Source organism: Wolbachia endosymbiont (group B) of Chorthippus parallelus (assembly GCF_947251815.1).
In the GTDB taxonomy this organism is placed as follows: Bacteria; Pseudomonadota; Alphaproteobacteria; order Rickettsiales; family Anaplasmataceae; genus Wolbachia.
Genome location: NZ_OX366390.1, coordinates 251,964 through 263,763 on the forward strand (window position 1 = coordinate 251,964; position 11,800 = coordinate 263,763).

Annotated in this window: 9 protein-coding genes; 5 read left to right on the forward strand and 4 right to left on the reverse strand. The window is 33.5% G+C overall.

All coding sequences use genetic code 11. The features are described from left to right. Positions 1-48: 48 nt before the first annotated feature. Positions 49-1,245, forward strand: coding sequence for a 5-aminolevulinate synthase (hemA, locus tag OPS21_RS01155; RefSeq protein ID WP_211908736.1), 1,197 nt, complete (start codon positions 49-51; stop codon positions 1,243-1,245). A gap of 280 nt (positions 1,246-1,525) precedes the next feature. Here hemA and OPS21_RS01160 read toward each other — a convergent pair whose 3' ends face one another. Genes OPS21_RS01160 through rimM form a run of 3 tightly spaced genes read right to left on the reverse strand, consistent with a single transcriptional unit; the run spans position 1,526 to position 3,345 of the window. Beyond that, complete coding sequence (locus tag OPS21_RS01160; protein ID WP_007302192.1) at positions 1,526-2,218, reverse strand: inositol monophosphatase family protein; 693 nt, start codon at positions 2,216-2,218, stop codon at positions 1,526-1,528. Continuing rightward, entirely contained in the window at positions 2,219-2,785 is a 567-nt protein-coding gene (efp, locus tag OPS21_RS01165; RefSeq protein ID WP_264336298.1) for an elongation factor P, read from the reverse strand. 59 nt (positions 2,786-2,844) lie between these two features. After that, the gene (gene rimM, locus OPS21_RS01170; RefSeq protein ID WP_006014540.1) at positions 2,845-3,345 is read right to left on the reverse strand and encodes a ribosome maturation factor RimM; all 501 of its coding nucleotides are present in this window, start codon (positions 3,343-3,345) and stop codon (positions 2,845-2,847) included. A 97-nt stretch (positions 3,346-3,442) separates the two neighbouring features. On the opposite strand from rimM, the gene OPS21_RS01175 reads away from it, so the two are divergent. After that, on the forward strand, positions 3,443-7,093 hold the full coding sequence (locus tag OPS21_RS01175; protein WP_264336297.1) for a DEAD/DEAH box helicase: 3,651 nt from the start codon (positions 3,443-3,445) through the stop codon (positions 7,091-7,093). Here the strand turns inward: OPS21_RS01175 and OPS21_RS01180 are convergent. After that, positions 7,090-8,259 (reverse strand): aspartate aminotransferase family protein, encoded by a 1,170-nt coding sequence (locus tag OPS21_RS01180; protein WP_264336296.1) that lies wholly within the window; start codon positions 8,257-8,259, stop codon positions 7,090-7,092. The two genes, OPS21_RS01175 and OPS21_RS01180, sit on opposite strands and share 4 nt — an antisense overlap. A gap of 64 nt (positions 8,260-8,323) precedes the next feature. Between OPS21_RS01180 and OPS21_RS01185 the strand changes: the two genes are divergently transcribed. The 3 genes from OPS21_RS01185 to tsaD all read left to right on the forward strand — a co-directional run bounded on the left by OPS21_RS01185 (position 8,324) and on the right by tsaD (position 11,796). Then, on the forward strand, positions 8,324-9,751 hold the full coding sequence (locus tag OPS21_RS01185; RefSeq protein ID WP_264336295.1) for a sensor histidine kinase: 1,428 nt from the start codon (positions 8,324-8,326) through the stop codon (positions 9,749-9,751). Positions 9,752-9,928: 177 nt separating this feature from the next. Beyond that, a complete protein-coding gene (locus OPS21_RS01190) occupies positions 9,929-10,666 on the forward strand; it encodes a WD_0702 family putative metalloprotease (protein WP_264336294.1) in 738 nt (245 codons plus the stop codon). Between the two features lie 71 nt (positions 10,667-10,737). Further along, positions 10,738-11,796, forward strand: coding sequence for a tRNA (adenosine(37)-N6)-threonylcarbamoyltransferase complex transferase subunit TsaD (gene tsaD, locus OPS21_RS01195; protein ID WP_264336293.1), 1,059 nt, complete (start codon positions 10,738-10,740; stop codon positions 11,794-11,796). Positions 11,797-11,800 lie beyond the last annotated feature (4 nt).

Sequence of the window (11,800 nt, forward strand, 5' to 3'; positions counted from 1 at the left end):
TCATTTAATAATTTATTATAATTATATTGATTGTTAATAGATAAAAACTTGGTAGACTACGAAGAAATATTCTTAAATAAAATCAAAGATATAAAAGAAGAAGGGCGCTATCGTGAATTTACGCATTTTGCGTCATTACCTGGCAAACTTCCCTATATTATGGATTATGAAAGAAATAGAGAGGTTATTGTCTGGTGCAGTAATAATTATCTGGGAATGTCACAAAATGATAGTGTCATTGCTGCTATTCAAAATTCATCTGTTGGTGCTGGAGGAACAAGAAATATATCAGGTACAACAAAAGAAGTTGTTGAGCTCGAGAAGTCTTTGGCTGACTTGCATCAAAAAGAAGCTGCTTTAACTTTTGCTTGTGGCTATCTTGCCAACCAAACTACACTTAGTACTTTATCGTCTGTTATTCCGGGCGTGGTAATTTTTTCAGATGAGAAAAATCACTCTTCAATGATAGAAGGTATAAAATCAGGAAAAAGACCGAAGCACATATTTAGGCATAATGATGTTGATCACTTAGAGCAGTTGCTAAAGTCTATAGATATAAAAACGCCGAAAATAATAGCACTTGAATCTGTATACTCAATGGATGGTGATGTAGCACCGCTTGAAGCGATATGTGATCTAGCAGATCAGTATAATGCAATTACCTATTTGGATGAGGTACACGCAGTTGGCATGTATGGACCGCGCGGTGGCGGAATTGCAGAAAGAGAAGGTTTGATGGATAGAATAACTGTTATTCAGGGTACATTATCAAAGGCTTTTGGAGTGATGGGTGGATATATAGCGTCTTCAAAGAGCTTGGTGGATGTAATAAGAAGTTCAGCCCCAGGATTTATTTTTACTACTGCTATGTCACCCGTTTTAGCAGCAGCAGCAAAGGCAAGCGTTGAGCATTTAAAATCGAGCAATGTTGAAAGAGAGAAGCAAAAGCAGTCTGTTGAAAAGGTAAAAGACTCACTGAGAAACGCAGGAGTGAATTTTATGCAAACAGAAACTCATATAATTCCAATCATAATTGGCGATCCTGAGTTGTCCAAAAAAGCATCAAAATTGTTATTTGATGAGTATGGAATATATGTACAACATATAAATTACCCAACAGTTTCAAAGGGGACTGAGCGCTTCCGTATTACTCCTACGCCTTACCATACAAATGAAATGATAGAGCATTTAACAAAATCTCTTGTAAAAGTTTTTGAGAAATTGTCTGTTTGTGTCTGTTGTTGAGTTTAAAGTTGCCAAGAATAAGGTATCTATTTAAAAGCATGGTTAATGTACAAAATCAGTGCTTTATTTCTTGTCATGAAAGTAGCTAACACTGGGATCCAACTAAGTTACTTTACAACGTTTTTTGTGCAAAAGGACTAGATGCCATTGTCACACACTGACTATTTGTTCCTATAGTTGTCTTTTCTCGTCTATCTTATTTTGCCACCCTGCTGCAATGAGGGGTAGGTAAGACCATTTATTATTTTCACTACGTGACTTTTGCTCTTTTGAATGAACTTTAGTTTATATCTCCAGCAATGACAAGCGCGTTATCTTCCCTTAATCTCCCACCGCTTTCTTGCAGAAAAAGCCTACCGAGTGAAGTTTTATATTTATTAATTCCAGAGTAAATTATTCCATTGTATCTTCCGGCAGCAAGATATGCAAAACCTAGTACCGTTGAGCCAAGGGAGCGTAGATTATTATTGTCAAGTGGTAATTTATTTAACAAATTACCACTTATGTCTATTATTCCCCCTTCACGAGCTTTCATCCGCATTTTTACATGGCGAGATTTGAAATCTTCAAGAAAAGCTCCTTTCTTTTCCTCTGCCCAGAAAGTTTCTCTAAGGGCTGGAGCATCAATCACAGCTGCTACAACTCTGTTTTTATGAATGAGACAAACTGATACTGCAAAATAAACCATACAACTAAAAAGGTTTTCCTTGCCTTCTATAGGCATAATAAACCAAGTATAACCGCCGTCTTTTAGATCTTGGCCCACATCGTCTTCAAAAATAAAGTCATAGTTCTGGTTGTAGTTTTTCAAGCAATCGTATATAAGTTGCTTGGATTTTGAATAAGTTTTATTGATAAAGTCTGCTGACTTAACGCTTGAAATTTGCAATTCATTAAAATCACGTATAAGCTGCTTGGAGGCACTGCGTACAGAATCAAGCATCACATTGATTCGTGGTGATGAAATTGCCATTTACTCTTTCACTCTTTCGTAATAGCTGTTATCAGGAGTATGTACTACAATTTTATCACCTTCTTTTATAAATTGAGGCACGTTAACGCGTATTCCGTTTTCCAAAATTGCAGGCTTATAAGAAGCAGTAACAGTCTGCCCTTTGATAACAGACTCTGTTTCTTTTACAGTTAGTGTAACGTGATCAGGCACATGTGCAGAAATTATTTTATCTTGATAAGTTACTACTTTAATTTTCATATTATCTTGCAAATAAGACTTCTTTTCTCCTAATAAGTCTAAATTTATAACAATCTGCTCGTAATTACTTGGATGCATAAGATTTACGATATTCCCTTCAGTAAAGAGATAAACATATTCCTCTTCATCTAAAATTGCCCTTCTGATTGTTGCATCAGAGCGGAATCTTTCATAGTGCTTTGCTCCAGTTTTGATATTTTTCATTTCAGCTTGTATGTAAGCACCACCCTTACCAGGTTGAGTATGCATAATACTTATAACCGAAAATAAACCACCGTTATGTTCTAGTACCTGACCTGGCCTGATATCATTAGCCCTTTCTGCCATAATTACACTTTTAATTTAGTCTGATGATTATAAATAACTTTATACAAATATCAAAATTTTTATTGGCCAATGAATTCTGGCATGTTGATTACTATATATCTTTCCTTCATGTTGATGTATGGAAATACTTCTTTAGTAAAAGATAACATAATGTTTTTTTTTGTGCTGATAACCAAAATTTCTAATATATCCCCTGAGCCGAAATTATTCACAGACTTCACATAGCCATATAATTCATTACTCTCTAGTCTTACTTCCATATTCACAAGATCATCTTGGTAAAATTCATCCTCATCATTTAACTGTGGTAGCTTATCTCTTTCTATATATAACTTTTTATTTCTTAAAAGCTCTGCTTCATTACGGGAATTCACACCGCTAATTGTTGCTATTACTAAATTATTACTGACAACAGACACCAAGCTTATTTTATAATTTTCACTTCCGATTATTAGTTCACCATATAGGAAAATATTTTCGGGCTTTTCAGTAAAGGTTTTTATTTTGACAGCTCCTTTGATTCCATGAGGAGAAGTAATTATTCCGAGGCATATATTCATATTAATATGATAGTTGAAATCAGCTTTTTGTCCATAGAATTGACAATTTACTGAATTAACATACAATTAATATTGTAATAATTATAGCGGGTAATGTGTGAGTTCTATCAGTAATCAAGAAAAGCAAAGTATTATAAGTAGCTTAGAAAAAATCAACTGCAAGCTAAAAGGTGAATCTATAAAACTTGATGATACAAAGGAATCTATAATAGTAGCACGTCGTAAATCTGTTGTTAAAGGGATATTGGAACATCTCAAAAACCCTTCCATTGCTAACTGTAATGTTATGATCGATGCAGAAACTGGATTTGGTAAGACTTACGACATTGGAATACTGAGTCATGTACTAGCCCAAGCAGGATTTCATCATCTTGTTGCAGTACCAAGCAGTGATCTAGTAAACCAAGCTAAAAAAATGATGAGTAGTGCATTTACTGTAAACATTAGGACACCTAAAACTGCTGAGGAAATTAAAAATGCACTGAAGGCAACTAAACCTACAACAATTATAGTGACACATGACCTGTTATTACAGCAAGAAAATGATCGTAAATTTAAAGACCAAAATACCAAGTTGTGGATTAGTGTTGATGAAGCAGACAGTATTAACAAGCAGCAGGATTTTGAGAACATGTGCAAGCTTGATGAGAAATATCCTACGACTTACCTCACTGCAACACCAAAGAGAAGGATTTTAAATAGATGCGGAAAAGTTATCAGCCCGACAAGATTGAGTAGACGTTGTATTGCAAACGCCATCGAAACAGCAAGTGTTATTGCAAAAACCAATAGGAGAACAAATTTCACTCTAGCATTTGTAGTGAATATTGCTGTTACTATAATACCTATGATTACATTATTTCCTGTTATAAATAGTAATGTTGCTGCTGTAATTGGTCTAACTTCAGATTATTGGCTGTATTCTGCTTTGATTGGAAACTTATATTATACAATTTCTATGTTTATATTTGGTATAGTAATGTTGCCAATTTGGTGGGTACTAACTAAAGCAACTGGTGTAGAGTCAAAAGAACTGCTTTCTAGATTTCTTGCTAACGTGCGTAGCTTATTTACTAGAGAAAAATCGAGCCCAGCTCATGAATATGTTGAAGAGAGCGAAGAAGTTTTTAATTACAATAAGCTTGTTGATACCGATGATTTATTAACTTCTATAAGATGGAATGTGCAAAGCCCAATTGGAGAAAGTGCTCTGCTTTTAGCTGATGATGTAAATAGTATAGTTAATCTTAACTTTGCGTTGCAGGGTAGAGATAATTTAGTATATGAAGGTAGTACACGTTATGAAGTGTATAATAAATTTCAGCCTGAAGGGATATCTTATCAAGACTATAGGCTCAAGTTACGCGAAGCGAACTTTATAAGCTGCGTTAAAAAGCAACATCCTAGTCTGACAGAAGAGCAGATATCTGAATTAAAAGAAAAGGTGGATTTCAGTAGTACTGCTGAATATCTAAAATATAGAGTAATGCATTCAATGATCGATCTTACTCTCTCATATTTAATGAAGTGTGATAATATTACTTTAGATAAAAAAAGAAGAGAAGGTTTGAGTGGATTGATAGAAGATGTTAAAAAGAATGTTAGCACCACTAATGATAACAATATTATAAGCTACCTAGAGAGAAAAGGCTTTAGTGAGCAATTTGCTAGAAACAAGCTCTTACCGCAAATCAAGTTAGTAATTAAAGCATTGCGTCGAGGTGATAATGAGCAATGCAGGTTAATAGTTGATAATTGGCGCTTAAGCAAAGAGCTCCATGACCTCATGGAAAGAGAGGAAGGTATACTACATAGTCTCATTGATTTCTGCAAACAAAATAAATGTATCTTTGCAGGAATTGGGAAAAATGATCTTGGTATTGGAGAAAATAGACCCTTTTCAGCGATAATAAGTAATCAAATAGGTAAATATCGAACTATTTATTGTGATTATGAAAAAAGAGATTTTGATGCATTAGCTAAATATGCGTTAACAACGGTTATAGATGGATCGAAAGGTCGTGGATTTGATAGTGAATATAATCATGTTGCATCAATATTTGCAGATTCGGTTAGTCAGTTCAATAATCCATCTGAAGCCCTACAGAATCTTGGAAGAAATAGAGAGCGTAATGAGAGCAGACAATCATGGTTTTTCGCTGCTGCAGGTGAAGAAGTTGAGCTATTTGTGAATAAGATCTTAGCAAATTTTAAAAACGAACCACAGAAATTTTGTCAGAAAGTTTTGTTTCCAGCTACTAATAAATACAATAAGTTGCTAAAAAATAGAATGGGAGAAGAACTTGGAAGAAAAATAGAAATCTATATTAGTAAAAATATTGATGCATTAGGAAATATTGATGATTCAGCTCTGAAGAAGTTTTCTAGTGATTTGATAAAAGAAACGTATGAAAAAGTTCATGATATAAATGATTTTGATGTCAAAAAGACAGAACAAGATTTACATAGGATTTTAAAAAGTACAGAGGCATACCTTCGTTCATATGAGAACAGAATTAAAAACAACGGTAAATTATCTTGCACACGCTCAGCTTTATTTTCTGTGGGGAGTGCTATAACAAAGGTAATGTATTATCTTTGGGCAGGGTTTGACTATTTAGTCTTTTTGGCTAAAGCGTACAATATAGATAAATCTGGAGATACCAGTGCAAGAGCGTATGTACACATAATCAGAAACTGTCACTGTGAAAGTAGTGTGAAGGCGCAAAATGTATTGGTTCATGCATTAGAAATTGCCAAAGAACATGACAGCAGTTTCAAAAGAAATAGTTTGTACGAAGGCAATGAGGATAGATGTAAAGAAAAAATCATCTCATATTTTCAATCCAAGCAATATATACGTGCATTAGATAGAACAATTGCTCAAATTGAAAATAAACACTTGGTAACAATTTTGAAAGCTGTAGGCTACGAAGATGATGCTAATAAAATGGCACAAGAAATCAAAGATTTTTTATGTGATTTAAAGAATTTAAATTGTGTAGACTTGAGAGAAAAATATTATCAAGGCAACTTATATCAAGAAAGCAAATTATACAAAATCAATAATCAAGTTAGTACGATAATTGATGAAATTGTAAGGTGTCATAAGTGGCATCATGGAATAGAGGACTTAGAGCTAAAATTAAAAATCAACCATAATATTTTTGAAGTCAGAGTTAACAATGATTTTTCTAAGTTACGTGAGAAAAACTTTAACAAACGCTCTAAAGAAAGGACATATCTAGGTAGAGCTATGTTACTTATTGGGTTTATAATTTCAATGGAGCTTATAGGTAGAATATCATCAGTTCAGACCATGCCATTGCCTTTACTTTGCGGTTTTATAGTATTTGGACCATTGGCACTCTTGTGTGGTGCATTGTTATATGAAATAACAACCTATTTAGTGAGAGGAGCATTTTTTACTTTTGGAGTGCCAGTTGTGTTAGAGGAGCTATTTAAATTCATTGTTAAAAACAGTTTAATGCAGAAGTTATTAGATGTGGCATTATCGTTTGGTAATGGTGCTTTCTTAGGTGTTGAGAAGAGTGCCGTGCAATCTTTTATATTTGAAGATGCAACAAAATTTGACTCACTAAGTGATATAAATGAGCTTACACTGATAAGAGAACAGGAAAAGGCAAAGTGTACAAATGAAGTAGCTGATAAAGTTGTAGCTACTGCTTTATCTGCAATTTTGATACAGCCAACAACTAGTGAGCAGGAAGGTTTAGTTTTTAACTAGAACTTTTCAGATAAATACTGAGTGAGGATTTCAATGCCTTCATCAATCTCTTTTTCAGTGATAATGAGTGGAGGCAAGATTCTTAGAACATTATCTGATGTTACTCCAACAGTAAGTAAACCACGGTGACTTAGCTCTTCTGCAAATTTTTGGTTATTCATTTTTACTTTTATTCCTAGCATCAACCCTTTTCCTCTCACTTCTTCTATCATTGGAAACTTGCTTGCTAAATTTTCTAGTTTGTTTTTTAAGTACTTACCTCTAACTTCAACATTTTCTAAGAAGCCAGGGCTGAGCAATTCATCCAATACAGCATTACCTACTGAAGTTGCAAGTGGATTACCACCAAAAGTAGAACCATGCATACCGACCGCCATGTACTTAGCAACCTTTTCAGTTGCAAGACAAGCCCCCAGAGGGAAACCTCCTCCTATTCCTTTTGCAAGAGCACATATGTCAGGCTTAATTCCTATGTGTTCATATGCAAATAACTTTCCTGTCCTGCCAGCACCGCACTGAACGCAATCAAAAAATAGCAGTATGTCGTTTTCGTTACATAGTTCTCTTAGCTCTTTCATGAAGACTTCACTCATTACTTTAATACCACCTTGTCCCTGTATTGGTTCTATTAATATAACACCTATGCCATTAGAAATTGCTTTCTTTACACTCTCAATATTGGGCTCTATGTTATCACACCAGTCAATATAAGGATTCAGTAATTCAGAAAATTTCTGTCTATCGTTTGTTGCACAAGTTAAAAATGTCCTTCCATGAAATGCACCATGAAATGTTAGAATTCTATAGCGATTTTTATTACCTTTTCCATTTTGATAGGCCCTAGCGATTTTAAGTCCACATTCCACTGCTTCTGATCCAGAATTTGCAAAAAATACAGTATTAGCAAAGCTGTTGTTTATTAAATTTTCTGCAAATTTGTTGGCAGTAGATATATTATAGGTATTTGATATATGCCATAGTTTTTCTCCTTGTAATTTTAGGACATCAGTTAATCGTGGGTTGGCATGACCTAAACTGCTAACAGCTATTCCAGAGTGAAAATCTATATAGCGCTTATTATCGATATCATACAAGTAAATACCTTTGCCATAAGAAAAATTTACGTTAATAGGAGAATAAACTGGCAAGATAGGAGAAATTGTCATAAAAGTATGATATGCTAATTTTTTATTAATACCATAAAAGACGTTATTTCACAATGAGAAGAATATGTATAAATTAAGTAAATTAATTTTTACTACACTAAAAACAAATAGATATACAAAAATTATCTCGCTATTCTTATTAATTTTTGTGGTTTTATTGGGCACAATATACCGCAGTTATTCATTAAAGAATAATTTTCTTTCTTTTTACCGTAATTCAAATGCAAACTTAAAAGATCTATTGGAAAATAGTATAATAAAAAAATATCATTATTTACTAATAGAAAAACATCATATTAAATATAACAGTTTTGATTACATAAACCAGTTGGTAAAATTGCGTGCTGAATTGTTACAATCAGTAAGCAAAGTAAGAAATTTTAGCTTAATACTGTATGATCAAAATGCCAGAGTAATTTTCAGTAATTTTAATACTCAAGGTCATGACTATGAGCAGTTGCTTACAAATGATGAAATTGATAAATTGCTAAGCAATCAAGAAATATTTTACGCTACAGGAAATACATTAACTTCTACTTTCCCTATATTTCATGAAGATGACATTAAGCCTTCATTTTTTTTGAAGATCATTCAAAGCTATAATGACTCTTATATTATGGTATATAGTCTATTTTCAATATTAATGGGCTTATTACTGGTTATCTTAATACTAATAATGCTTTATTTGCACTTTTCCAATACCCAAATGCTAGCCAAGCAGCATAAAACTAATATTGAATTACAAAGGGTTAAAGAGGCATTAGAGCAAGAAAATGCAAATAAGATAAAATTTTTTGCAAGTGTTACACATGAGTTGCGTACACCTCTTAATGCTATTATTGGATTTGCAAAGTTGATCAAAAATGAAACTTTAGGTTCGGTAGATCACTCTAAATACAAGGAATACGTAGACGATATATATAATGCTGGTACACATTTACTTGCTTTGATTAATGATGTGCTCGATTTTTCTAAAGCTGAATCAAGTAGTTTAACAGTAGAGAAAGTGAAGTTTAATCTGAATAAGATAATAGATTCGTGCTTAAAAATGTTATCACCTAAACTAAAAGAAACAGGGATTAGTTTAAAGAAAGAGATATCTGATAAACAATTATTAGTTATCGCCGATCCCAAAAGAATGAAGCAAGTTATAATAAATTTGTTATCAAATGCAATCAAGTTCACTCCTCAAGGTGGTTTAATAAGAATGATTATTAAAGAGAATATAGAAAAAAATTTATTAACTATTGAGTTTCATGATAATGGAATAGGGATAATGCAGCAGGACATATATAAAGTTATGTCCGTTTTTGGTCAAGCAGATTCAGGATATAGAAATGAAGGTACAGGTATCGGATTACCGCTAAGCAAGAAATTAGTAGAGTTAATGGGTGGGACTTTCAGCATTAAAAGTGAAGCAAAGCTTGGTACTACGATAACATTGAACTTCTTTTATGAAGAACAAACATGTGAAGATCTGATTGATTTTTAGTAGAATATATTTGATATTGCACTTTTATATCTAGTACATTCCTAATTCATACTGACATGATACCTCTTGACTGCTAACAAGTAGCGGGATGTCAGTGAACTTAAACTACTTTAGCTATACTTCCTAAAAATACTTTATAACTCTTGAGTATAAAGAAAATTCCTTTAATAATGGAGCATGCTAACCAGGAACTTAATAAAACAAGCAACTCAAGTAGGAAGTGGTGAAAACGTAATACAATATGTCGAATATCTCTATCAATTTGAGAAATTTAGAAATACATTGAACCTCACTTTGTCACTAATAAAGCAAAATAGACTCTCATTTGAAATATATCAAGAAGGATTAATGGATATGGAAGAGGGAGTGTGTAAGACAATTCGATCTTCTGGTTTAAATAAGTATGTTATTGTGCTAAGAAGGTCAAATCCTTACATCATAGTACATGAACTTTCACATATGGTTGAAAATGAACTGAACTTAAGCTTAGAGCAAGAATTTCTCTATAAAGTTTATCAGGATATTGAGCAGAACTTGAAGCAGTCAAATATTCTGGTACAAAAAATTATTGGTCAAATTATATTTGAAGAGATACAAGCTTATCGAACTGCAAAATCACGCGCATCCGAATTATTTGCACGCTATTTTGAGCTATTTGCTTGGGCTCAGGAGGTTTATCCTAAAGACAAGGAATATCTAATTCGCACTCAAGATTTAAACAAAGTATTTCTTGCTACTAATCAATGGAGAAAGAGCTATCTAGATCCACAAATAATGGAGAGAATAGATAAAGAAGTAAAGGAGTATAGCAACAAAACGGCCTTTAAAGATATAAACAAAGTACAAAGCAGCTGGACTAATAAATTTTCTCCTGGGAGCAAAAGAATTGGTTCTATATTTGGAGATGATAATTAGCTTAACAGAACAAAGTTCACTTCTTCAACATTTCAAGTTATAGTTCTCACAATTAAAGAGTTCAAATATATATGAAAACTATATTAGCTGTTGAAACAAGCTGTGATGAAACTGCAGCAGCAATTGTAAATAGTAATAAGCAAGTCCTTGCTCACGAAATTCTTTCTCAGGAAGAGCACAAAAAACGCGGTGGGGTAATACCTGAAATAGCGTCACGTGCTCATATGAAGCATTTAAGTGGTCTAGTAAAAAGCGCTATAGAAAAATCTAACCTTAACTTTTGTGATCTAGATGCAATTGCAGCAACATCAGGACCAGGACTCATAGGTGGACTAATAGTTGGTACAATGATGGCTAAAGCAATTGCGCATGTAGCACAAAAACCGTTTATTGCAGTCAATCACTTAGAAGCACATGCGTTAGTTGTTAGGCTACTATATGAAGTTAAATTTCCGTTTTTAGTCCTACTGATATCAGGTGGCCATTGTCAATTTTTAATTGCACAGGATGTAGGTAAATACATCAAACTTGGAGAAACGCTTGATGACTCATTAGGAGAAGCATTTGACAAAGTCGCTAAGATGCTGGGTCTAAGCTATCCAGGAGGTCCATTGATTGAAAAATTAGCTAAAAAAGGTGATGGTATGAGATTTAAACTGCCAAGGGCGATGACAAAACGCTCCGGATGTGACTTTTCGTTTTCTGGAATTAAAACAGCAGTAAAAAACTTAATACGAGAACTTGTAATGAATGAACAGGATGTATGTGATATGTGTGCCTCATTTCAAGAGTGTGTCAGCGACATACTACTTGATAGAGTCAAAAATGCAATTACTATTGCTTCATCCTTAAATATTAAAATTAATGATTTTGTAATTACTGGTGGAGTTGCAGCAAATAATTTCCTGAAAGAGAGATTAAAAAAGCACATAGACTTGAACGTGCTTTCTCCTCCAAGCAATTTATGTACAGACAATGCAGTGATGGTTGGATGGACAGGAATTGAAAGGTTACAGAGAAACTATGTAGACTCTCTTGACTTTGCACCAAGGCCAAAGTGGGAATTAGAAAATATTACTGGCACAAAAAATTATCTACTATATAATGCGGCCGCTGGTGAATTTTTGTAGGCTT